Here is a 22,370-nt window from a genome sequence, read left to right on the forward strand (position 1 = left end):
GGCACACGAGGCGGCCGGATCAACGCTGCTGGGCCCGTACGTCCTCCGGCGGGGTCCGGCTCATGTGCCAGCCGTCGACGCGCGGGCCGACGAGGTCGGACGGCCATCCCGCGAGTTCGACGGCTGCGTCGTAGATGGCGTCACCGAACGTCACGATGGCCTGGTGCGGGTCGGCGGTCTCCCCGAGTTTGTCCCATGGCAGAAGCACCAGACCGGCGTCTGCATGCCAGGCCGCACCGTCGACACCCCAGGACCGGCCCTCGAGTCCACTCGGCTGTGGCCAGATGTAGGCGTACATCCCCGCGCTGGGTGCGCTGGCCTTCCCGAACGCGAATCCCACCGACACGTAGGCGTCGAGCTCGCCGTTCTGCTGGAACGGCGGACGATCGGGTGGCGGCTCGGTGGGCTTCGCGCTGTGCCGCGTCGCCGACAGGTCGAGATCCCCCCACATCACGCCGACCCGAGGGTGGTTCCCGAGGAAGGGCGCCTGCCACGCCTCGAGCCCTCTGGATGCGAGGTTCCACGCCTCCCACATCAGCCGCGCCGCCTGAGAGTCCCAGGCGTGTTCGGCGTGATCGTCCTGGAAGGTCGGCGCAGACCCCGGGATCTCGCAGATCAGCGTGGTGCGCGGCCGGTGGATGCCCAGTTCGCCCGCCGCGTCGCAGAACGCCTCGTAGAACGAGGCTACGGACCCCTTGGTCAGCGGAATGGTTCGCGAGCCCCTGTCCGCCTCGATGACCACGTCACCGTCGAGCAGCCGGTAGTGCACGGTGAAGGTCACGTCCGGCTTCCGAAGCGTCGGTGTCCTCAGCCCGCGGGGAGTGACGTCAAGGACGATGTTCCCCCAGCCGGCTTCGAACGGCGCATCGAGTGTGTACTTGCCCGCGACCTGTACGATCCGGTTCACGTAACCGATCATCGGCGCCAGATCGTCGTAGACCAGCGCAGGCCACGCATCGTGACGTTCACTCACAGTGAGCCTCCCAGATGCCACGCGGCGGACGAAACGCCCCGAATAGACCATTCTTGCCTGCATGGCGGCGCGAGGCGAGTCGGTTCAGTCGGAGGGGCAAGACCCGTTGCAGGCCGCCCACACCCTGCTTGCCGGGCCGATCGTGCTCGTGTGGGACAACGACGCACAGGACAGGCGAACACCACGTTCGCCGACCTCGATCACCACCCTTTGAGGGTCAGCAGCCGAGTAGGCCATTCGTGAGAAACGGTTTCCAAGGCGCGCGAGAGTACACATTCTGGAATAGCTTCCAATTCCGGAGAGCCGATGTGCCCATGTGGCTCTGTCGTTACGGAAGTGGGATGCCGTGAAGTCGTCGGACGAGTCGGCGGAGGGTGGGCGGGAGATTCGCGAACCGTCCTTGTGGGACGCGATCCTGCCGATGGTGGTGTTGGCGGTACTCGTCGCGGGGTCGCTGGCGTTGTTCGGGCTGGATGCACTGGACGGTCCGATCCAGGTTGCGCTGGTCTTGTGTGCCATGGCGGCGGCCCTTGTCGCGTTGAAGAACGGCCACAGCTGGGATGCCGTTCAGAAGGCGGGGCAGGGTGCCCTGTCGTCGATCACCAGCGCGATCTTCATTCTCCTCTCGGTGGGTGCGCTCATCGGTGTGTGGAATCTGTCCGGGACGATCCCGACGCTGGTCTACTACGGCATCCAGGTTCTGTCGCCGAGCTGGTACTACGCGGCGACCGCGGTGATCTGCGGTGTGATCGCGATGAGCATCGGCAGTTCCTGGACGACGGCGGGAACGATCGGGGTCGGGCTGGTGGGTGTCGCCGAGATGGTCGGTGTGTCCACCGCCATCACCGCGGGGGCGGTCATCTCGGGCGCGTACCTCGGCGACAAGACCTCACCGCTGTCGGAGACCACGGTGCTCACCGCGCAGATGGTGAAGGTGGACGTGTACCAGCACATCCGGCGGCAGGTGTGGACGTCCGTACCCGCGTTCGCGATCGCCCTCGTGGTCTTCCTGGTGATCGGGTTGGTGAAGGGACCGGACGTGGTCAATCCGGTCGGTGAGGACATCGAGCTCAACAGTCTCAACGGCATTTACAACATCACGCCGCTCAATCTCCTGCCGCTGGTGCTGCTCGCTTACCTGTCGATCCGGAAGGTTCCGCCCTCTCTCGCGCTGATCTCGTCCGCGCTGTTCGCCGGTATTCTGGGAGCCTTCCTGCAGCCGGATGTGATGCGGGCCTTCGTCGAGGGCTCCGGAAACATCGTCGCGGAGTCCGTCAAGGGCATCTGGAGCGCGATGGCGAACGGATTCTCCATCGACACAGGCATCGCCCAGATCGACCAGCTGCTGTCCCGGGGAGGCATGGACAGCATGCTCCTGACGCTCTGGCTCATCATCGGCGCGGTCACCTTCGGTGCGCTGCTGGAGGAGTTCGGACTGATCAGCAGGCTCGTCGACCCCATGGTCCGCTCGGCCAGGAGCACCGGTCGGCTCTTCGTCACGGTGTTCGCCTGCTGTTTCGGCCTGAACATCGTCGCCGGGGACCAGTACATCGCCCTGGTCCTCCCGTCCCGGGTCTTCCGGGTCGAGTTCGAGAAGCGGGGCCTGGCCCCCACGAACCTGTCCCGGCTCGCCGCCGACAGCGGAACCGTCACCTCGGCCCTGGTGCCGTGGAACTCCTGCGGCGCGTTCATGGGTGCCGTCCTCGGGGGGCAACCCTCTCCTACGCGCCGTACGCGATCTTCAACTATGCCAGCCCCGCGCTGAGCGTCCTGTACGGAATCACCGGGTTCAAGATCGAGAAGATCGGCCAGGCCGAGGCATCGTCCGGGTCGTCAGCCGCTCGGTAGCCCGTACCCCGGTGGACCGTGAGCGCGTGCGCGCTCATCGACTGGGCCGTCGCCGACATGCTCATGCTCGCGTACCTTCCAGACGCTCGCCGTGTGCCGGCGTGGACGTCGGTGTGTACGCGTACGCCAAGGCGGGCTTTCGCCGTGGCCGGCAAGCGGGGGCAGGGCGGGGTGGGCCCGTTCCCCTCACGTACCCGCCGTGCCCGGTGCCGACCGGACCGCGGTGCCCACCTCCGCCGGCGAGGTGGCCCATGGGGCGCCGTGGCCCGGGAGGACCCAGGACGCCCGCAGGCCGGCCAGCCGGTCGAGCGAGTCGATCGCCGCCGCCGGGTCGTCGGTGAAGGGGGCAGGCTGTGGGCCTGTACGGCCGGTGAGGACGTGGCGCGTGGTCAGCGCGTCTCCGACGAACACCGCGTCGGCCCCCGGTACATGTACCGCCACGCTCCCCGGTGAGTGTCCGGGCATGCCCACGATGACGGGGCTTCCAGGCAGGTCCAGTACGTCGCCGTCGGTGAACTCGGTGACCTCGCGGACGTACCGCGCACGCAGGCCGTTCTTGCGGATCGAGTACGCCAGGAAGCCCAGCGCCGGGCCGAGGCGCAGGGGGCCGGTCGCCACCTTCGGCTTCTGCCCCGTGCGGGCCCGGTCGGCGTCTGCGGCGTGTACGTACACTGGCACGCCGTGCGCGCTGCGCAGGCGTTCGGCGAAGCCGATGTGGTCCGAGTCGCCGTGGGTCAGGACGACGCCGCGGATGTCGTCGACGGTCTTGCCCAGCGCGACGAGTTCGCGCTGCAGGTCCCGCCAGTGGCCGGGGAGGCCGGCGTCGATGAGGGTGATGCCCGCGGGGGTGTCGATGAGGTAGCACGCCACGATGTCGTTGCCGAGGCGGTGCAGGCCGGGGGCGAGTCTCATGGGTTTCCTTCCCTGTCGGTGCCGGATGGGGTTGTCAGGCCAGCAGGCTGTGCGGGGTGGTGATCACCATGTGGCCGGTGGGCGTGGTGAAGGCGCGGACCATGGCCGTAGGGGTGCTCGCCACCGAAGCCATGGTGACGCCCGCCGCTGCGATCTGGCGAGTGCCGCCTGTTGCGTACGATGCGACATTCCGCCGCACGCGTGGACAGGGACGATCACGTCGTACCCGTCCCGGCCAGGCGTCGAGTGCCGGGTGGGGGGACCACTATCTCCGAGGTCCGCCCAGACGACGAGCGTCTTGCGCGATGTGGAACTCGCCGCCGGCTCGCCGAGCCCTGCCTTGGTGGGGTGACTTCGCCGGTCGTCTCGCCGGCTGGCACTGCGCGAGGGGGCCTGCCCCGTCGCCTGGCAGGAGGTGGCGGGCCTGGAGGGGGTCAGGTGGCGGTGGGCCAGGTGCGCAGCAAGGCGGCGATTCTCCCGGCGGTGCAGGTGGGGTCGAGGAGCAGGTCCTTGAGTGCGACGGCGTCCTCGCGGGCGGGTTTGACGGGAATGCCGGCGGCCTCGAGGTACATGACGCCGCACGCGGCGGCGACGGCCAGGTTGGAGCGTTCCAGCCAGCGGCACCGGCCCAGCGTGTGCACCAGCGCGGCGGCCTTGGCGTAGGGGCCGTCGTACACGGGATGCTCGAACAGCTCGGCCCGGTGGCGGGCCACCGCCGAGAGGGGCACGCCGTAGTCGTCGGGGGCCGGATCGTCCGCTCCGGCGGCCTCGGCGACCTGCAGGATCCAGGGAACGTCGATGTGCAGATCCATCAGGCCGCGCGCGCTCCCCCAGGCGCCTGGTCGGCTTGTTCTGCCTCGTCGAAGATCTCCTGGTGCTCGGCCAGGAAGCGGGCGGCCGCGTCCACGGCGCGGGCGCGCAGGCCGCTGGCGTCGTCCTTGACGAGCCTGGCGAGGTAGTCCCCGATGCTCAACCCCAGGTCCGCGGCGCGCTTCTTCGCGAGTTCCGCAACGTCTTCGTCCACGCGGGCGCCCAGCTGTGTCTTCGCCATAGCCGCATGGTAACAGCTGTTACCGTGCGGTGGGGGCGGTTGTCAGTGTTCTTCGGTCTTCTGGTCCTTGGTGGCCAGGAGGTGCTGGAGGCGTCGGATTTCGGCGATCAGTCGGGGGATGTCGTCGCGGGCGTGGGCGATGAACAGGGCGTTCTCGTCCCAGCGGTCGTCGGCCACATCGACGTAGCGCGGTTGTTGGACGAGGGTGGCTGCCACGATCTGCTGGTGGTCGAAGTCCGGCCATCGTTCGCCGCGCCCGGTGTCCGGGGTGGTGCTGATGGCCACCAGGCTCATGGCGTAGTCGTCGTCGAGCTGGCGCACGTGCCAGGGGCCGGGCGTCGCGGCCTGCGTGCGCTCCTCGATGTCGGCGAGGTCCTCGTGGGTGAGAGGGGTGGGGGTGTCCATCAGGCGGTGAGCTCCTCACGCTCGGGAAGGGCATCATGTACGAAACGGGCTCCGATCTGTGGGTTCGCCGTGCATCCGCTGGGATTCTCGAGGGCTTGGACGACGGCCCCGCCGAGGGGGCCGTCAGTGCGGGATGGAGTCGATGACTTGCCGGGCGCCCTGGCGCAGCAACGCCAACGCCACCGACGTGCCCAGCACCTCGGGCTGGGTGGCATCGCCCCACTCGTGGGCGTCGATGACCTGCTTGCCGTCCGGGGAGAACACCCGGGCACGCAGCGAGAGACGGCCGTCGGGTTCGGTGTAGGCGTAGCCGGCGATCGGGCTGTTGCAGTGTCCCTGCAGGACGTGCAACAGGGTGCGTTCCGCGGTGGTCTGCCGCCAGGCGTCGACGTTCCCGAGGCGCAGGACCAGGTCCAGGGTGGCGGTGTCGTCCTCGCGGATCTGCAGCCCGAGGACGCCGGCGCCGATCGGCGGGCACATCGCTTCCAGGTCGAGGACCTGGGTGATGGCGTCGGTTCGGCCGATGCGCTCCAGGCCGGAGACGGCCAGCAGCAGCGCGTCGCACTCGCCGCGGTCGAGTTTCGCCAGGCGGGTGTTGGCGTTGCCGCGGATCGGCAGGCAGTCCAGTTGCGGGTGGGTGCGGGCGAGCTGGGCGATGCGGCGTACGGAGGAGGTACCGATCCGGGTGCCGGCGGGCAGCTCGTCAATCAGCAGACCGTCGGGGTGGACGAGGGTGTCGTGGATGTCGTCGCGGGCCATGTAGGCGGCGAACTTCGTCCCGGCCGGGGTCGGCCGGTCCCCCGGAACGTCCTTCATGCAGTGCACGGCGAGATCGGCGCGGCCGTCCAGGAGGGCGGCGTCGACTTCCTTGGTGAAGGCGCCCTTGCCACCGAGCTGGGACAGGGGACCTGGGTGCCGGTCGCCGCTGGTGGTGATGGGCACCACCACGGTGTCCAGGTCGGGGAAGTGCGCGGCCAACTCGCCGCGGACCCGCTCCACCTGGGCTAAGGCCATCGGTGAGGAGCGGGTCCCAATCTTCAGCGTACGCGGATTCATGGCGCGAGTTTACGGCGCGGCGGTGCGCGTACCGACCACCACACGGGCAGTCACCCTTCGTCGGTGGGCAGGAATTGACCAGTGGTCCGGCACAGCACGGAACCCCCGGAATCACGCCAGTTGGTGCGTCCGTATCGGGTGCTGTGAATCCCCGGTGTCCTGGGCCAGGCGAGCACCAGGAGTGCCGAGTCGTCGTGGGCATCACGGCCCGCGTAGGCGTGTGCGTCCGCTTCCAGCCAGTCCAGAAGGTCGGCGGGGTCCGCGGCCGGGGAGTGACGACGCGGGTAGTCGGCGAGCCGGCGGGCGATGGGGTAGAACTCGCCGGACGCGTCGCGCGCCTCTGCCAGTCCATCGGTGTACAACAGCACGGTGTCCCCCGGACGCAAGTACGTCCAGGCATCGGGGTTCGTGGCTGTGGATTCGTGGCCAGTTGTGTCCTGGGCCAGCGGGCGCAGGCCCAGGGGCAGCCCTGCAGGGGTGGGCAGGTCGAGTACGGCGTCGCCGCGCAGCAGCAGAGGTGCCGGATGGCCGCACGACAGTGCTTGGGTGCGCCCGTCGGGGGCGATCTCCATCAGGAAGACCGTCACGAATTCCTCGGCGTCGTCCAGGAAGCGCCGCAGGCTCGTATCGAGTGCACCGGCCAGGCGTTCGAGGTTTGGGCGATCGTACGCGGCCTCGTGGAACGAGCCGAGCACCGCCGAGACGGTGGCCACGGCGTCCATGCCCTTCCCGCGCACATCGCCGATGAGGGTGCGGACGCCGAACTCGGTATCGGCGACGGCGTAGAGGTCGCCGCCGATATGTGCGTGCTCGGCGGCCGCCTGGTAGCGGGCGGCTGTGTGGAACTGCCCGACGATGGGGGGCGGTGGGCGCAACACCGCCCGCTGTGCCGCCTCGGCGACGGAGCTGATCTGGAACAGGCGGGACATGGCCTCTTCCCGGCGGTGGACGGTGAAGCAGCCCAGGGCCGCGATGGCGCAGATCATCAGTGTGGTTCCGATCGCGGCACCGATACGGTGGTCGACCTCTACGAACGTCCAGCGGGTGGCGACGGCCAGCCCGGCGGCACCGGTGATCATCCCCGGGCCGAAGGCCAGCGCCAGTACCGCGGGAAGGGCGACCAGGATGGAAGGCATGGAGTAGATCGGGATGCCGAATTGCAGGCCGATCACGACTCCGTACAGCACGATCGCTGTCCCCAGTGCGGCGGCGCGGGTGACTGCTGCCGCGTCTCGCGCTTGGATGCCCCATCCGCCCTGGATCCTTGCCATCCACAATCTCCTGGACCTTGCCTCGCCTGCTCGGGCATGGTCCCTGTCCGGGCCGTGCCCCTGGTGTCCGCCGGTGTCGCCTCCGAGACGGCCGGCCCCCTGCGCGGCGGCAGTGGGGGCTCGTGCGCTCGTGTCAGTTGAGGGGCGAGCAGTAGGCGAACCAGCCGCGGCCTGGAGTGGTACGGATCCAGCGGCCCTCGGCACCTTCGGGTTGCTCGGGGCCGAACCACAGGTCAACGCTGTCGGCATGGTCGGATGTGAGGTCGCCGAAGAGGCAGCACAGCGCTGCCTGGGCCTGCGGCGTGTCCACCTCGGAGCGGGAGCGTGCGTCGTAGCAGGCGAGGACCAGAACAGGGCCGGGCGGGGACGGTGAGGCGGTAGGTGCGGCCGCCGTCGAGGTAGGCGCCGTCGGCGTCGCGGTGGCCCAGCCAGTACAGGGAACGCCGAGCGGTTGTCCACGCCGCCCACCTCGCGCGTACGCACGTGCTCCAACCCCACGACTGCCCTCCAACGGCCGGGACACACTCGACCGTCCCAGGCTCGCGGAGCGCTACCCCTTCCGCACGCGACCAGGGCCGAACCGGTGACGGCGCGCTGCGCCCAGACGGCCCCCCGGGCCACTGGCCCGATGCCGGTGTCAGGGGCGCAGCCGCCCGGTCGGCGGTGGGGTCGGGTCACCGGAGCGGATACGCAGGGCGCAACGTCGGCGGCGTCGCGCTCTGCCCGATCCGCTGGACACGCGTCGCGACGCTGGGCGTGCGGCTGGGTGGGCTCTGCCTCGCCCAGGGCGCGCCGAGATCTGCCAGCCCGAAATCGATGACCGCCTGAGATCGCGGTCAACCCTTCCCCAGGTCGGGAACGCCGTCTGCGGCGGCTGGCTCGATCCCCGCCGTCGGGGACGCGATCTGAGTCCGTGACGTGCATCCCAGCTTGGCCAAGATGCGCTCCACGTGCACGTCCACCGTCCGCTTGGAGATGACCAGTTGCGTGGCGATCTCCCGGTTCGTGAGACCGCCGGCGACCAGCGCGGCGATCTGACGCTCGCGTTGGGTGAGGTTGTCCGTGCTGAGCGGGGTGGGCGGTACGACGAGGCCGGGAACCGTATCGTCGTCCGACAGGGCGAAGGCCACCAGGCGCTCCCGTGACAGGCCCGCACCGTGGCGTCGCCATTGGTCGAGCGCCTCGGCCCCGAGGGCCTCGCTCGCCGTGGTGACGGCCTGCGAGTGGAGCGTGGTCAACAGCGGGTTGCCCAGCGCGCGACGCCGGTCGAGCAGGTGGAACTGGGCGTCCACGGCGCCGAGGATGAGGGCGGCCCGGTGGGGGCGCCCCTGTGCCACGGCCGTCCATGCGATCACGTCCAGCGTGACGCCCAGGCTGGAGACCCCGTCACGGAGGTCGTGCAGTGCGACGGACCGGCGGCCGGCTTCCTGGGCGGCGTCGACGTCGCCCGCGGCCAGCTGGGCTACCGCCATGTAGCCGTAGGCGCAGCCTTGGAGGTAGCTCTCCTGGCTGTCCTCGCCGGCCAGCCGTTTCACCTCCTCGAGGATCGGGATGGCTGCCCCTGGTTGGCCGCCCAAAGGGTGGGCCATGCCCAGGCGCAGGGTCGCCATCGCGATGTCCAGCGCGGTGCCGGTGGTCCGGAGCTCGGCCAGGGTGGGAGTGAGGTCTGCCACCGCCGCCTCGCGCTCCCCGAGGAACGCGGCTGCTTGGCCGGCGCACAGTCGGGCGAGAGCGGCCAGGCGCGGGTCGCCGAGCTGCTCGGCGTGCTGTCGCATCTCGCCGGCCAGTTGCGTCGCCGTGGTGTGGTCGCCCTGCAGGGCGGCGAACGTGGACGCCCACTGCAGCGCCTGCGCGGACTCGCGAGTCGTGGCTGCCTGCTGGGTGAACGCCAGGCCCAGCCAGTGGCTGGCTTCGGCGGGCTGTCCCGAGCACAGCCAGTACGGCCACATGGCAGCGGCTGCCGGCAGTAGGGCGCCGTCGGCGTGGGCGTACTCCAGCACGGCGCGCAGGTTCTCGCGCTCCGGGAGGAGCGCCCGATGGTGCGTGGCCTGTTCGGAGGTGAAGAACTGCTCCGCGAATGCGCCGAGGCGGCTTTGGTAGTAGACGGTCATGCGGGTGGCCACCGTGGCGGTCTCGTCGCTCTTGCCGAGCATCTCGATGCCGAATTCGCGGATGGTGTCCAGGAGTTGATAGCGGTCACCGGTGCGGTACACGACCGACTTGTCGACCAGTCCGAGTACGGCCTTGCGGCCGCTGTCCAGGAGGGCGAAGCTCTCCTGGAGCCGCGCGGCGAGCTGCGCCAGGGGCAGCGCCCTGAGCCGCACAGCGGTCAGCTCGATGGCCAGCGGGATGCCATCCAGGCGGCGGCACAACGCCGCCGCGATCTCGCGTTCACTGTCGGTGAACTGAAGGCCGGGAACGGCCACGGCCGCACGTTGTTCGAACAGCTCGAGTGCATCACCGCTGTCAGCCCCACCTGACAACCCCAGGGGAACGACTGGCAGTACGTACTCGCCAGGTACGTCGAGGGCCTGCCGACTGGTTACCAGGATTCGCAGCCGCAGCGCCTGCGACAGCAGGAGCTCGGCAAACGGTGCACAGGCGCCAACGAGGTGTTCGCACGTGTCGAGAACGATCAGGAGCTCACGCTCGGCCACGTAGGCCATGACCTTGTCGATCGGGGACTGGCCGTCCTGGACGGGCACATCCAACGCGTCAGCCACCACCGTCGGCAGCAGGTCCGGGCTCTTGAGACCGGACAGCTCGGCGAGCCGTACACCATCGGCGATGTCGGGGCTGGCTTCAGCCGCAGCCCGGAGCCCGAGTCGACTCTTGCCGACCCCTCCTGGGCCGACGAGGGTCAGCAGCCGTGCGTGCGCCAGCAGTCGACGTACTTCCGCCAGGTCGTCGACCCGGCCGACGAAGCTCGTCAGTTCGGTGGGCAAGTGTCCTGGGCGCCGCCATGTTGTTCCCGACTGCACCACGCGCCTCCAGTGTCGACTGTGCGTGCACAGTACCCAACCGGGCGTTACGGTACGTCAATTCACTGCGTCTGAGGTACGGAGCGGTGGACGAGGCCCTGGACGACTGCCGAGCGTGCCGTGTGCGACCTGGCCGACCAGGGACCTGGCGGCTGGGCCGATGCGGCGTTCCACTCCGTCCGCGCGCTCGCACACGTCCACAACCGCCCCCCGGTGCGGTCGCCGGCCCCACGGCGCTGCCCGTCGAACGCGACCACGGAAACGGCGACGGAGCCGTCTACGCCTCGAGCTGATGGTGTGGATCCCCTCGACGTGCACGTGGAGCGCGTCTTGGCCAGGCTCGGGTCGTCCCGCACGGCAACCTGGTACCCACGCTGCTGCGCACGGTAAGTGGTCATGACGCTGACGGAGCGACATGTCTGGTGCGGCGACCGCGCAGACTCCGACCCGCATCGTCCGCCGTATGTATTCGCCGACGTGTTCGTACGCATCGCGAACTGGAGTGGACCTGCTCGCGCTGCGCCACCAGTTGCGACGGCCCGCGTTGAGATTGCCGTAAGAACACAGCGTTCGTGTGCGTCGAGGCCCAAGGGTGGGGTCGACTCGCATGCGTCACACCGGGAGCGAAGCACTGTGATCAGCAACGCCTTTGGGGCGGACGATGCCGCCCGGCACCCGGAGCCGGTGGATGACGCGCTCATCGGGCGGACCGAGGAGGCGGCCGAACTGGGTGCGCTGCTTGGCGCGCACCGGCTGGTGGCGGTTGTCGGCCCGGCCGGGGTGGGTAAGAGCGTGCTGGCCGCGCGGGCCGTCGCAGGCGGCCAGTTCGGGAAGCGGCCCTTGTGGGTGCAGTGGCCCGGTACACCCACCGCAGCCGATCCGGCGGCCGCCTTGCGGGCCGCCCTGCTCGACCCGCGGCCGGGGCGGATCGACGATGCCGTGGCGCGGCTCGGCGAGTGGGCCGGGCGTCGCGAGGTCGGTGTGTACCTCGACGACATCGACCCCGTGCACCGTGGTGTGGTGCAGCTGGTCCATCGGGTGCTGGATCGGCTTCCCGGGCTCCGGCTGCTGGTGACCTGCCGGCGCCCGCTCGGGTACGGCGATGAGGGCGTGCTGCGGCTCGGGCCGCTCCGCCACGAGCCGGTCGGCGGCCAGAACGCAACGCCTGCCGCGCAGCTGTTCATCCGCAGCGCACGCCGCGCCCGGCCCACCTTCACCGTCGACGCCGCGACGCAGCGGGCCGTGGACGACATCTGCCGGCGCCTGGGCGGTCTGCCGCTCGCGGTCGAGCTGGCCGCCCGCCAACTCACCGCACTGGAGGTCACGGAGCTGGCCGGACGACTACGCCACGGCCAGAGCTGGCTCGCCGATCCGGCCGCGCCGCTGGCTCGTCACGGCTCCCTGCGCCAGGCGATGGCAGCGGTGTACGAGCAGTGCGACGAGCCGCTTCGCAAGGTCTGGAGCAGGGCCAGCGTCTTCGCGAGCAGCTTCAGCGAGGCGGGCGCCTCGTTCCTGTGCTCCGATGAGGAACTCACGGCGTCGGTGGTGCCAGGTTGTCTCACCCAGCTGGTGGCGCATGGCGTCCTGGTGCCCACCGCCGACCCGAGGAGCTGCGCCGCGGTGCGCTACCGGATGACGCCTGCGGCACGCGACTACGGACGCGAGAGCCTGACGGGGGCCGGCGAGGCCGAGATTGCGAAGGAACGATTCTTCGTCCACGCCCGGCAGACCGCCAGCGTGGCGAACCACCTGTGGAGTTGCGGAAGCCAGCCCCAAGCCGTCCAGCTCGTACGGGACGAGCTGGACAATCTGCGCGCCGTGCTCGACGCCCGGCCCGAGCAGGCCGACCACCGCGTCACGGCCCTGGAGATCGTGGTCAACGTGTGGTTCTGGTGGGTGGTCTACGACACCGACCAGGCGGGGCACCGCTACCTGCGCCGCCTCCTGCCCCCAGACGCGCCATCCTGCTCCGCTGACGTCAACGCCCACTGGCTCGCCGCCTGGCTCACCGGCCCCACCCACGCACAGGACGCCGATGCCCTGCTCAGCCGCGCCTGGCCGGTGGCGGTCCTGGCCGGCGACAGCGCCGCCAGCGGCCGCACCGCCCACGTCCAGGGCCTCATCGCCTGGCAGCGAGGGGACGCGGAGGCGGCCGCGCAGCTGTTCGGCGACGCCGCGCAAGCCGTCCCGCTCCACGCCCCGGGCGGACCCTCGGCCGCGGTCAGCCGCACGCTCCTCGCCCTGGTCCTGGCCGCAACCCGCCCGGCTCGCGCGCGCCAGACCGCCCGCCGGGTGCTGACCGAGCCCGGCGTACGAGGCGATACCTGGGCGTGCTTCCTGGCGCGCTACGCGCTCGCGCACCTCGACCATCAAGCGGGCCGCTCCGCCCGCGCCTGGCGGCGCACCCACCGGATGCTCGCCGATCTGGACGAGCAGACACCCACCTCGCAGGGCGCGCTGGTGCTGCACCGACTCCTCGACGACATCGCAGCCGGACGTCCAGCCACCGCGCAGCCCGTACTGCCCGCGGTGCACGGCCTCCTCGCGTCGTCCTCGCCTGCGCCAAGCGCGGCGCTGGCGTAGGCGGATCCGGTGCCGCGGTTGCTGCGCGCCCAGCGACGGCACAGCGCCGCACGGCGGACCCAGAGGAGAAATACGTATACCTATGGTCGGCCCATTCGTCACCTGGCAGGACAAACGCTGTAACCCTGGGGCTAGCGCAGCAAAGCCCCCCACGACGCCTTGCTGCGTGGCCGCTCGTCTCCATCAGCCCGGGACGGCCCGGCCGTCCGGCTGCCCTGTCGGCGGGGCAGCCGCATCTCCAATGGCGCGGCGTACTGGCGTACGGCTGATGTGCTGGTGTGTCGTGCGGTCGTGTCGCGCCTTATCGAGCGGCTCGACCTGATGACCAGGCCCTCATCCGAACCCTGCCTCCGTGGGAGCGGCGCGTCCCACGCCCTCGGCCGAAGGCCGCCCTCGGGAGCTTGACCGAACTACAGATACCCGGGCCCGCCCGTGCCGATGAACCGCTTCACGGACCGGCCGAGAAGGTCCAGGAACTGCCGTAGGTCGACTGCCACTTTGTCGAACTCGGCTTCGTCCAGCGATGCCGACCGCGTCCGAAACACAGCGCCGCGGGAATCGCTGACGAAAAGCAGACCGCCGCCGTCAGAGGCGAGCACCAAACCGGACGGCTCGCGCCCGTCGTCCAAGCCGACAGCTCCGTTCTCCTCGAGGTAGTCAAGGACGTCCGTTGCTGAATGAACGAAGTAGGCGTTGCCGACGTCGGCCAGTTCGACTTCGCCGATGCCGGCATAGAAGGTCAGCAGGTCGACGTGGGCAAGCCCCGTTCACCTCAAGGCGCTCACCACCTCTTCATCGCCGTCGCTGGCCAGCCGGATCTCATTGGTGCCGGGCGTGAAGCCGTGGGTGGCCTCGAAGCACGCCCGTGACTGTCGCACGGTCGAGTGCTGGCGCTCACGGCCCCTGAAGGTCCGCAGGGCCCGGTCTGACTGGCCAAGACCGGCAGCACGGCACCGGCCCTCGGGGGTCGGCACTCTCCCCCTACGCGCCCGCGCGCTGCCGTGCCGCCAGTGCGTGTGCGGCGTCCCGGGTCGCCGGGTACAGGTCGCGGTACAGGGTGAACAGTTCGTCGTACAGCGTTGTCGTCCGGGGGTCGGGCTCCACCGTGGACACCACCGGGTTCCAGTTCGCGATGTCCGGCGGCTTCGCGCGTCCTGTGCCCGACGCTGCGAGGAACGCGTCGCCGTAGGCGGCGCCGATGAGGTGGCGGGGGATGTCCTGGGGGCGGCCTGTGACGTCCGAGACGATGCGGGTCCACAGCTCCCGTGCGCCGCCACCCACCGCGATCAGACGGCGGGGGTGGCCGCCTGCCTGCGTGATCGCCTCCAGGTTGTGCCGTACGCCGTAGGCGGTGGATTCCAGCGCCGCCCGGTAGAGGTGGCCTCGGCCGTGGCGCAGGGTGAGGCCGTGGATCAGGCCGCGTGCGTCGGGGTCGAAGAGCGGGGTGCGTTCGCCGGCGAAGTACGGGAGCATCAGAAGGCCGTCGGCCCCCGCGGGTACCTTCGCCGCCTCGGCGGTGAGGGTGGCGTAGTCCGCGCCGGTGAGGTCGCGCAGCCAGCCCGTCACCGCGCCCGAGGTGGCCATGCCCGCCGCCAGGCAGTATGTGCCGGGGAAGACGCCCGCCGTGCCCCAGAGGTTCGGGCTGCCGACCGGCTCCTCGACGACGTTCACGAGGAACATCGTGGTGCCGTACATCAGCATCAGGTCGTGCGGCGCGGTGGCGCCGACCGCGGTGGACTCCGCCCACGCGTCGATCGTGCCGGCGACGACGGGGATGCCCGCGGGCAGCCCTGTCGCGGCCGCCGCCTGCGGTGTGACGTGTCCGGCGATGTCGGCGGGCCACAGCAGGTCGGGCCACTCCAGTCCGGGTGCGATCTCCTCGCAGCGGTCGGCGATCCAGTGCTGTCCGCGCAGGTCGGATAGGGGGGTGCACTGGCTCGCCGAATGGTGGTCGAGGACGTAGGCGCCGGTGATGCGGTGGACGAGCCAGGAACTCGCCATGAACCAGCGCCGGGTCCGCCCATAGACCTCGGGCTCGTGACGCCTGAGCCATTCCAGCTTGGGTCCCACGGCCTGTGTGGTCAGCGGGGAGCCGCAGCGTTCGATCACGTCCGCGCCGTACCGTGCGGTCTGTGCCGCGATCTCCTCACCCGCGCGGGTGTCCACGCCGTACAGGATGGCCGGGCGCAGCGGTTCGCCCGCCGCGTCGGTGGGCAGCAGGCAGGGGCCGATGCCGCTGATGCCGATCGCGTCGACGGGTTCGGTGTCCGCCGCGCGCAGGAGTTGCGCGGTCAGGGCGCGAAAGCCGTCCCACCATACGGCCGCCGCGTCGTGCTCGACCCAGCCCGGGCAGGGGCTGGAGGTGCGGTGCTCGCGCACGGCCTGCGCCACGAGCGTGCCGTCGGCGCGTACGAGGACGCCCTTGGCTGACGACGTACCGATGTCGATGCCCAGGAGGAGTCCCATGGTGATCCAGCTCCTTGTCGGTGGCGCGGCGGTGGCGGTGGCCAGGCGGGGTGGACAGCTGTCAGGACGGCGAGTCGACCTCCAGGTCCAGCAGGCCCGGTGTCGCAGGTCGCGAGGTGCTCGACGGCGCGTCCAGGTAGAACAACGCGGTGGAGGCGATGTCGTCGTGGTTGGCACGGTAGCGGTGCGGCAGGCCGTTGCCGTGGCCGTGCGCGATGCCCAGACATTGCACGGTCACCCGCAGGTCCTGCTGGAAGCGCACCGGGTCCAGGACGTGCCAGCGGTACATCCCGAAGCGCTGCTGGCTGGCGTACAGCCCGTCGGGGCGCAGGATCTGGTTCAGGCCGAGGTAGGGGGTGCTGTACGCGGTGTATCCCTGCCCCTTGACGTCGAAGTTCCAGGCGCCGCCGAAGTAGTCCTCGGTGCCCGTACCGCAGATCGTCGGCCACTCGCGGTCGCCGTCGAGGTAGAACTTGACCTCGCCCTCCCCCCACCAGCCGGGGCTGTTGACGCCCCAGGCGAGGTACGTCCCGACGTACGAGCCCTGTCCGGTGACGCCGTCGAGCAGCGTGTGGTCGGCGCCGGTCCGCACCGGGTTGCTGCGGCGCCACTGCGCGTGGAAGTAGGCGGCATCGCCGGCCACCTCGCCGAGTTCGTAGTCGATCTGGTAGTACAGCGTCATCTGCTCGGCCGCCAGGTTCTCCAGCGTGACGCGCGCCTTGCGGCGGAAGGGCATCGGCCAGTACGCGTTGAAGCCGCCGTTGGGGTTCGCGGCCACCGGGACGGAGGAGACCTGGCTGAAGACGTTCCAGCCGTTGCAGAAGAAGTCGCCGAGGGGGACCTCGACGGCGGGTGCCTCCTCGCCCTCCCAGTGGATCCGCAGCAGGCTGGCGCGCCAGGCCGCGTGCGGCGCGGTGGTGCACCACAGGTGCCGCAGGGTGCCCGGTCCGTCGATGTCGGCGAGGACCGCGGTCTCGCCGGGCGCGATGTCGATGCTCGGGGAGACCTTCCAGCCCTGGCCGAGGCGGCTGGCCGCGCGGGCTCCGGTGCCTTCGGTCGCCATACCGCCGGCGCCCTTGGTGCCGGTGAAGTTCTCGGGGCTGATGGACCGGCTCACGGCGGAGCTGGTGCGGGCGAGGTCGTCCAGGCCGAACAGGGCGCTCATCAAGCCTCCGCTACGAAATCGTTTTCTTGCACTTGTTGGGCCTAGGACCCGGTCAAGTGATCAGGACTTCTTGAAATCCATTTCATCGGAACGTAGAGTTCGGGTCCGGACGCTGTCAAGACTCCGGCAAGCGCCTGCCGACCCGGGCTGGTTGCGACAGATCGGCGGCGGGCGCGACAGATCCGCGCCGGATGCGACAGATCTGCGGCGGACGCCGCGCATCGGGCAGGGACCGGCGAGAATCGACAGCAGGGGCGGACACGCGGCAACGCGCGTGCCGGACGAGAGGCTTCGCGTGGGAGACGTGACGACGATCAGCGATGTGGCCCGCGCCGCGGGGGTTTCCCCGGCGACGGTCTCGCGTGTGTTCAACGGCGGCCGGGTCACGCCCGAGCGCGCGGAACGGGTCCGCAAGGTCGCCGCGGAGCTGGGCTTCGCGCCGAACCGGGTGGCCCGTTCGCTGCGTACCCAGCGGGCCAGCGTGATCGGGCTGATCATCCCGGACATCGAGAACCCGTTCTTCACCTCCCTCGCCCGCGGGGTGGAGGACGCGGCCCAGCAGACGAACCTGTCGGTCGTGCTCTGCAACTCCGACGAGGACGTCGCCAAGGAGCAGCGCTATCTGGCGATCGCCGCCGCGGAGCAGATGGCGGGCGTCATCGTGGCCGCCGCCTCCCGCAACCGCACCGACCTCTCCGCCCTGTCCGGTCGCGGCATGCCCGTGGTCGCCGTCGACCGGCGTCCGCGGGGCGCCTCCGTCGACGCGGTCATGGTCGACAACCAGCACGGCGGCGAGGAGGCGACAGCGCATCTGCTGAGCCGGGGCTATCGCCGGATCGCCTGCATCGCCGGCCCGGAGGGTGCCTCGACCTCGGAGGAGCGTCTCGCCGGCTACCGGGCGGTGATGCGCGACCATCTGCGCGAGACGGGCGGCAAGCTGCCTGGCGAGTGGGTGCGGCACGGCGACTTCCGGGTCGAGGGCGGGCGCGCGGCGATGGCGGAGCTGCTGGCGCTGCCCGAACCGCCGGACGCGGTCTTCGTGGTCAACAACCTGATGACGGTGGGCGCGCTGGAGGCCCTGCGCGAGGCGGACCGGGAACCGCCGGGCGTCGGCGTCGTGTCCTTCGGTGACGTGCCCTGGGCCTCTCTCGTGCGGCCGTCGCTGTCGACGGTCCAGCTGCCGGCGTACGACCTGGGCTGGACGGCGGCCGGTCTGCTGCAGGACCGGATCGCGGGGGTGGTCAAGCCGCTGCAGACGGTGGTTCTGCGTACGTCGCTGCAGATCCGCGACTCCACCGCGGGCCCGCTCGCGGGGGCGGCGGGCTGAGGCGCGCACCGCCTCAGCCGAGGACCACGTCCCCGCGTCCCTCACCGCAGCACGACCCTGAACCCCTCCCCCGCCGCCGACCCCGCGTACCGCGCCTGGCCGTCCGCCACCTCGACCACGCCCACGACGTCTCCCGCGAAGACCGGCCACCGGCCCGGCAGGGCGTCCAGTTCGATGGTGCGCTCCACCGCGTTCACCACCGTCCGCGGCCAGGCGTGGGCCAGGCCGAAGGACGCCATCGAGCGGACGTAGTGGCTGCCGCATTCGACCTCGTCGAACGGGTTGCGGCGGCGTCCGGTGTGGCGGGCCCGGGCGTCGGCGACCAGTCCTTCGGCGAGGTCGTGGTCGCCCTGGACGGCCAGGGCGATGGCGGCGGTGTACTCCAGGCCCGTCCACACCTCGTTGCAGTACGGGAACGGCCGCGGCGGCCGGTCGCGGTGCGGGTAGCTGCAGTTGAGCAGCCCGCGTTCGTCGCCGAGGGCGTAGCTGCGCAGGTGGTTGACGTGGGTGTGGAAGTCGGTGCGGTGGTTGTGGCGTACCACGCTGCGCATGGCGGTCGCGGTGTGTGCGGGGTCCAGGTGCGTGTCGAGGCCGGACAGGACGGCCAGGGCGTGGCCGGCCAGCTGGTCGCTCATGCAGCCGGTGCCGATCTGGAAGTCGGGGTCTTCCAGATCGTCGGAGCCCATGTCGGGGCTGTCGCCGTCGTAGCGGATGCGCAGTCCCTCGGCGATGCGGTCCGCGGAGCCCGGCGGCAGCACCTGGTGCTCGTAGTACTCGCCGTTGAAGAGCTCGCCGTCGGTCCGGGCGGCGCCCGAGGCCAGCAGCTGCGTACAGGTCTCGGCGAAGTCCTTGTCGCCCACGGCGCTGGCCATGGCGGCGCAGGCTGCCAGTGCCGCCAGGTACCAGGACTGGTTGATGCCGCTGGGGCCGTAGTACTCGACGTCGCTGGTGCTGTGCTGGCAGCCCTCCATCACCCCGTCGCGGTCGGCGTCCCAGCCGCCCGGGATCCAGGCGAACTCCATGGCGCGGCGCGCGCGGGACCACAGTGCGGCGAGCAGGTCGTCGCGGCCGGTGAGGCGCCAGGTGCGCAGCAGCCGTACCAGGGCGCCCATCTGGCCGTCGGCGGCGGCGGTGCGCCAGCCGGTGCCCTGGGTGTCCAGCGGCAGGCCGGCGCGGAAGCTCATCAGCCCGCGCTCGTCGAGGGAGTGGACGAACTCGACCTGGCGCATGGACCAGGCAAGGTCGGGAAAGAGCTGCTCCAGCGCGTACTGGTAGTTCCACACGTGGGTGCAGCTGCCGTGGCAGCTGCCGTGGTCGGTGTTGCAGCCCTCCCAGCCGAGGAAGGTGCCGTCGGCGATACGGAAGCAGGTGGGCGACTTCAGCACGGCGACGTTGGACAGGACGGCGTCCTGCACGCTCGCGGGCAGGCTGGAGGACGTGACGGTGTGCACGTAGCGGTGCGTGGCTTGTTCGTACTCCGCCAGTCGCGGCAGCACCTGGCGCACCACGTCGACGGCGTCGGTGAAGCGTGCGGTGTAGTGGTTGCCGACGAGGTCGGCGCTGTGGCCGAAGACCGGCGGCGGCTGGAAGTCGTGCCGCCAGCCGCGGCGGTTGGGGAAGTGCCAGGCCAGCAGGAAGGTGAACTCGGCCGCCGCGCCGGGCGGGAGCTGTTCGGTGACGACCAGGGAGCCGGTCGGTACGCGTGCGCCCGCGTCCGGTTCCTCGAGCGCGCCGTCGGTGGTGAAGTCGTCCCAGAAGTCGAGCAGTGAGTCGCCCCAGGACCGTTTCGCCCAGTTCAGCCGCCGGCTGCTGACGCGGTCCGCGACCACGGCCAGGGCCAGGGTGCCCCAGGTCTCGTCGTCGGCGGGGACCTGGGTGGAGGTGCCGGCCAGGGCGGTGGCGCCGTCCAGGGCGATCTCCGCGAAGGCGTTGCCGACCGGCTCCCCGCGGCCGATGACGTTGTGCATGCTGCCGCAGAGGCTCGCGGTCACCGGCCGGCTGGAGGTGTTGGTCAGGCGTACGCGGTAGAACAGGATCGGCAGTCCGCTGGCGTCGGCGTCGCCCGGCACCAGGGGGTTGTACGCCTGCACGGTGGCCTGGACGGGCAGCTGGGGGTCGGTGAGGTGGACCTGCCCGAAGGGGTACGCGGCGGCGAACTCGCCGGTGCGGAAGCGCGGCAGCCCGTGCAGCGGCGAGGGGCTGCCGTGCGGTCCCGCGTACTCGCCGTCCAGCAGGGCCGACTCCAGTACGCGGGTGTGGGTGCCGGTGGCGTCCTGGGTGCGCACGCAGAAGAAGGACTGCGGGGTGAAGCCCTTGCCGGGACGGTTGAACAGCTCCCAGTCCAGGAGCTGTCCGCGGCCGCCGAGGCTGATGCAGCCGGTCCCGATACCGCCGACGGGCAGGGCGATGCGGGCGAGGTCGGCGCCGCGGTAGCGGCGCAGGACGGGCCAGGTGGCGGGCTGTGTGGTCACTTGAACCCCGAGATGCGTACGCCGTTGACGATGAACCGCTGGAAGATCAGGAACAGCACGATCGTGGGCAGCGAGGCGAGGGTGGAGCCGGCCATCAGCATGCCCCAGTCGTTCGAGCGGGAGGTGCGGTAGTCGGCCAGGAACTGCATGATCTGCGTCAGGTCGGGGTCGCTGATGGTCAACACCGGCCAGACGTAGGAGTTCCAGAACGCCAGGTAGAAGAAGATGCCCATGACCACGAACGGCGGGCCCGACTGCGGCAGGAAGATGCGGGTGAAGATCTGCCAGCGGGTCGCGCCGTCGATCAGGGCGGCCTCCTCGACCGCGGTGGGGAAGCCCAGATAGAACTGCCGCAGGAAGAACATCTGCGCCGACGACGCGACGCCCGGGATGATCAGGACCGCGAGGGTGTCGAGCATGCCGAGCTTGGAGACGACCACGAAGGAGGTGAGCAGGATCGCCATCATCGGGACGAACATGGGGATCAGGCAGTAGACCCACCACAGGCGTTTCCCGGTGAACTCCAGGCGTGCGAAGGCGTACGCGGCCGTCGCGTTCACGATCAGGCTGAGGACCGTGAAGATGAGCGCGCCCAGGAAGGTGACGAGCATCGCCCGCGCGAAGTCCGGATCGCGTGCGATGGCGGTGTAGTTCTCGAACCGCCACACCTCGGGAAAGAACTGGAAGGGTGAACGCAGCACTTCGGTCTTGCTCTTGAAGCCCGCGATGGCCATCCATGCCAGAGGGAACAGGACGCTCGCGCCGATCAGCAGGACGAGCACCGCGGACGAGGTCCGCCGGATTACGGAGGTGTTCATGTGCCGCCCTTAGCGCTCAGCCGTCGATGGATTTCTCGGACTTGATGAACCGGAAGATGAGCATGGATATGGTCCCCAGCACGACGAAGAGCAGCAGCGCGGCGGTCAGCGAATAGCTGGTGGCGTACGGGGTGGCGTCGCGGAAGCTGTTGAAGATGAAGAGGTTGGGTGTGGTCGTCGAGCCGACGGGTCCGCCCTTGGTCATGACGAGCGGGAGCTCGAACTGCTGCAGGCCGGCGACGAATCCGGTCACCGTCAGATAGAGCAGTACGTTCTTCAGCAGCGGGATCGTGATGTGCCAGGTGCGCCGCAGGAAGCCGGCGCCGTCGAGCTGCGCGGACTCGAAGTAGCTCTCCGGGATGTCCAGCAGCGCCGCCAGCAGGATCAGCGTGGTGAGGCCGAAGCCGAGCCACAGCGCGGGCACCGTGATCGCCGGCAGGGCCCAGCCGGTGTCCTGCAGCCAGCCCACGGGTTCGATGCCGACGAGGCCGATCAGCCAGTTGACCAGGCCTTCGTCCTGGTACATGAACATGTAGAGGAGTGAGGCGATCACGATGGAGATCACGGCGGGCAGATAGACGACGGTCTTGACGAAGGACGCGGCGCGGGTGCCCAGGGTCTTGATGAAGCTGGCGAGCAACAGCGCCACGGCCAGGCCACCGGGCACGACGATCGCGGTGAAGTACAGGCCGCGCCGGACCGACGCCCAGAACTCCGGGTCGGTGAGCACGAACCTGTAGAACTTGAAGCCCACGAACGTCGAGCCCTTGTAGAAGTTGATCTCGTACAGGCTCAGATAGACGGAGTACACCAGGGGCCAGAACACGAAGACGCCCAGGAGCACCACCATCGGCGCGATCATGAGATACGCCGTCTTGTTGTCCTTGCGCCCGGCACCGCCCTGCCGCTGCCGCCTTCGTACGGCGGGCCCCCCGCGGTCGTGCGCCGGGGCCCGTACGGAGGTCCTCATCCAGCACGCGATGGCCGAACTGCGCACCGGCCGCACGTCGTTCGTGATCGCCCACCGCCTGTCGACGATCCGC

The 22,370-nt window shown here is 70.2% G+C and carries 18 protein-coding genes; 4 read left to right on the forward strand and 14 right to left on the reverse strand.

Annotation, left to right across the window (positions count from 1 at the left end; genetic code table 11):
• Positions 1-19 precede the first annotated feature (19 nt).
• The gene (locus AB0M28_RS20320) at positions 20-1,024 is read right to left on the reverse strand and encodes a DUF5996 family protein (protein WP_365406452.1); all 1,005 of its coding nucleotides are present in this window, start codon (positions 1,022-1,024) and stop codon (positions 20-22) included.
• A gap of 295 nt (positions 1,025-1,319) precedes the next feature.
• Here AB0M28_RS20320 and AB0M28_RS20325 point away from each other — a divergent pair, with 295 nt between their 5' ends.
• A complete protein-coding gene (locus AB0M28_RS20325) occupies positions 1,320-2,738 on the forward strand; it encodes a Na+/H+ antiporter NhaC family protein (RefSeq protein ID WP_365406455.1) in 1,419 nt (472 codons plus the stop codon).
• Positions 2,739-3,007: 269 nt separating this feature from the next.
• On the opposite strand, the gene AB0M28_RS20330 is transcribed toward AB0M28_RS20325, so the two are convergent.
• The 7 genes from AB0M28_RS20330 to AB0M28_RS20360 form a co-directional block, all read right to left on the reverse strand.
• Positions 3,008-3,733 (reverse strand): MBL fold metallo-hydrolase, encoded by a 726-nt coding sequence (locus AB0M28_RS20330; protein ID WP_365406458.1) that lies wholly within the window; start codon positions 3,731-3,733, stop codon positions 3,008-3,010.
• 434 nt (positions 3,734-4,167) lie between these two features.
• Positions 4,168-4,545: a fic family toxin-antitoxin system, toxin component gene (locus AB0M28_RS20335; protein ID WP_365406461.1), complete on the reverse strand. Its 378-nt coding sequence runs from the start codon at positions 4,543-4,545 to the stop codon at positions 4,168-4,170.
• Entirely contained in the window at positions 4,545-4,784 is a 240-nt protein-coding gene (locus tag AB0M28_RS20340) for a hypothetical protein (RefSeq protein ID WP_365406464.1), read from the reverse strand. The genes AB0M28_RS20335 and AB0M28_RS20340 overlap by 1 nt, the downstream gene beginning before the upstream one ends.
• Before the next feature lie 42 nt (positions 4,785-4,826).
• The gene (locus AB0M28_RS20345; RefSeq protein WP_365406467.1) at positions 4,827-5,189 is read right to left on the reverse strand and encodes a hypothetical protein; all 363 of its coding nucleotides are present in this window, start codon (positions 5,187-5,189) and stop codon (positions 4,827-4,829) included.
• Between the two features lie 123 nt (positions 5,190-5,312).
• Positions 5,313-6,245, reverse strand: coding sequence for a hydroxymethylbilane synthase (gene hemC / locus AB0M28_RS20350; protein ID WP_365406470.1), 933 nt, complete (start codon positions 6,243-6,245; stop codon positions 5,313-5,315).
• A gap of 50 nt (positions 6,246-6,295) precedes the next feature.
• Positions 6,296-7,516 carry a PP2C family protein-serine/threonine phosphatase gene (locus tag AB0M28_RS20355; RefSeq protein WP_365406473.1) on the reverse strand — a complete coding sequence of 407 codons (1,221 nt, stop codon included), beginning with the start codon at positions 7,514-7,516 and terminating at the stop codon, positions 6,296-6,298.
• An 836-nt stretch (positions 7,517-8,352) separates the two neighbouring features.
• On the reverse strand, positions 8,353-10,461 hold the full coding sequence (locus AB0M28_RS20360; RefSeq protein WP_365406476.1) for a LuxR C-terminal-related transcriptional regulator: 2,109 nt from the start codon (positions 10,459-10,461) through the stop codon (positions 8,353-8,355).
• Between the two features lie 720 nt (positions 10,462-11,181).
• Between AB0M28_RS20360 and AB0M28_RS20365 the strand changes: the two genes are divergently transcribed.
• On the forward strand, positions 11,182-13,080 hold the full coding sequence (locus tag AB0M28_RS20365) for a hypothetical protein (RefSeq protein WP_365406478.1): 1,899 nt from the start codon (positions 11,182-11,184) through the stop codon (positions 13,078-13,080).
• 410 nt (positions 13,081-13,490) lie between these two features.
• On the opposite strand, the gene AB0M28_RS20370 is transcribed toward AB0M28_RS20365, so the two are convergent.
• Positions 13,491-13,709, reverse strand: a complete 219-nt coding sequence (locus AB0M28_RS20370) for a hypothetical protein (protein WP_365406481.1) — start codon at positions 13,707-13,709, stop codon at positions 13,491-13,493.
• A 48-nt stretch (positions 13,710-13,757) separates the two neighbouring features.
• Between AB0M28_RS20370 and AB0M28_RS20375 the strand changes: the two genes are divergently transcribed.
• Positions 13,758-13,949: a hypothetical protein gene (locus AB0M28_RS20375; RefSeq protein ID WP_365406484.1), complete on the forward strand. Its 192-nt coding sequence runs from the start codon at positions 13,758-13,760 to the stop codon at positions 13,947-13,949.
• Positions 13,950-14,061: 112 nt separating this feature from the next.
• On the opposite strand, the gene AB0M28_RS20380 is transcribed toward AB0M28_RS20375, so the two are convergent.
• Together AB0M28_RS20380 and AB0M28_RS20385 are read right to left on the reverse strand one after the other, a co-directional pair.
• The gene (locus AB0M28_RS20380; RefSeq protein ID WP_365406486.1) at positions 14,062-15,546 is read right to left on the reverse strand and encodes an FGGY-family carbohydrate kinase; all 1,485 of its coding nucleotides are present in this window, start codon (positions 15,544-15,546) and stop codon (positions 14,062-14,064) included.
• A gap of 61 nt (positions 15,547-15,607) precedes the next feature.
• Positions 15,608-16,711 carry a glycoside hydrolase family 172 protein gene (locus AB0M28_RS20385; RefSeq protein ID WP_365406489.1) on the reverse strand — a complete coding sequence of 368 codons (1,104 nt, stop codon included), beginning with the start codon at positions 16,709-16,711 and terminating at the stop codon, positions 15,608-15,610.
• Positions 16,712-17,015: 304 nt separating this feature from the next.
• Between AB0M28_RS20385 and AB0M28_RS20390 the strand changes: the two genes are divergently transcribed.
• Entirely contained in the window at positions 17,016-18,038 is a 1,023-nt protein-coding gene (locus tag AB0M28_RS20390; protein WP_365406492.1) for a LacI family DNA-binding transcriptional regulator, read from the forward strand.
• Positions 18,039-18,079: 41 nt separating this feature from the next.
• On the opposite strand, the gene AB0M28_RS20395 is transcribed toward AB0M28_RS20390, so the two are convergent.
• Genes AB0M28_RS20395 through AB0M28_RS20405 form a run of 3 tightly spaced genes read right to left on the reverse strand, consistent with a single transcriptional unit; the run spans position 18,080 to position 22,297 of the window.
• Positions 18,080-20,509, reverse strand: a complete 2,430-nt coding sequence (locus tag AB0M28_RS20395) for a GH116 family glycosyl-hydrolase (RefSeq protein WP_365406495.1) — start codon at positions 20,507-20,509, stop codon at positions 18,080-18,082.
• Positions 20,506-21,327, reverse strand: coding sequence for a carbohydrate ABC transporter permease (locus tag AB0M28_RS20400; protein WP_365406497.1), 822 nt, complete (start codon positions 21,325-21,327; stop codon positions 20,506-20,508). Before AB0M28_RS20400 ends, AB0M28_RS20395 begins: the two co-directional genes overlap by 4 nt.
• 16 nt (positions 21,328-21,343) lie before the next feature.
• Entirely contained in the window at positions 21,344-22,297 is a 954-nt protein-coding gene (locus tag AB0M28_RS20405; protein ID WP_365406500.1) for a sugar ABC transporter permease, read from the reverse strand.
• Positions 22,298-22,370 lie beyond the last annotated feature (73 nt).

The organism is Streptomyces sp. NPDC051940, assembly GCF_040680895.1.
Lineage (GTDB): Bacteria > Actinomycetota > Actinomycetes > Streptomycetales > Streptomycetaceae > Streptomyces.